This is a genomic window from Luteibacter sp. P4_D7_3, assembly GCF_056401735.1.
Genome location: NZ_JBFUIT010000602.1, coordinates 1 through 1,063 on the forward strand (window position 1 = coordinate 1; position 1,063 = coordinate 1,063).

The 1,063-nt window shown below is 63.8% G+C and carries 1 protein-coding gene; it reads left to right on the forward strand.

Features of this window, described 5'->3' with window-relative positions; translation table 11 throughout:
* Window positions 1-132: 132 nt before the first annotated feature.
* The coding region (locus AC1DSN_RS23055) for a GTP-binding protein (protein WP_477333213.1) at window positions 133-1,063 on the forward strand (931 nt) is incomplete at its 3' end.

Sequence of the window (1,063 nt, forward strand, 5' to 3'; positions counted from 1 at the left end):
CTGAAAAGGGGTACCGGGCGGGGGCCGATGAAGGCGGGCCCCGCCCGGTCATGCGAAAGTCGTTCTTTTCCTTTATAATCGGCGGCTTCCCAAACCAAAGAGGCGATCCGGCTTTATGCCGGCGCATACCGCATGTCGATCGAATTCCTGCGCAATATCGCCATCGTCGCTCACGTCGACCATGGCAAGACCACCCTCGTCGACCAGCTTCTGAAGCAGTCCGGCACGCTCAACGAGCGCACCGTACTGGCCGAGCGCGTCATGGATTCGAACGACCAGGAAAAGGAGCGTGGCATCACGATCCTGGCCAAGAACACGGCCATTACCTGGGAAGACAAGAAGACGGGTGCGAAGAACCGCATCAACATCGTCGACACCCCGGGACATGCTGACTTCGGTGGCGAAGTCGAGCGCGTGCTGTCCATGGTCGACACCGTGCTGATCCTGGTCGACGCGATGGACGGCCCGATGCCGCAGACGCGCTTCGTCACCCAGAAGGCGTTCGCGATGGGCTTCAAGCCGATCGTCGTCGTCAACAAGGTCGACCGCCCCGCCGCGCGTACGGAGTGGGTTGTCGAGCAGGTTTGGGACCTCTTCGCCAAGCTCGGCGCCACCGACGAGCAGATGGACTTCCCGATCGTCTACGCCTCGGCGCTGAACGGCTATGCCTCGCTCGACGAGAACGCCCGCGAAGGCGACATGACCCCGCTTTACGAAGCGATCATGCAGCATGCGCCGAAGCCGGACGTCGATCCGGACGGCCCCTTCCAGATGCGCATCAGCCAGCTGGACTACAACAACTTCGTCGGCGTCATCGGCATCGGCCGCGTGCAGCGCGGTACGCTGAAGAAGGGCATGCAGGTCGCCGTGATCGACCGCGAGGGCAAGAAGCGCCAGGGCAAGATCGCCCAGGTGCTCGGCTTCCTCGGCCTCGAGCGCATCGAGCAGGACAGCGCCGAAGCCGGTGACATCGTCGCCATCTCGGGCATCGCCGACCTGACCATTTCGGACACGCTGACCGCGCCGGATACGCCGGAAGCCCTGCCGGCGCTGAGCGTCGACG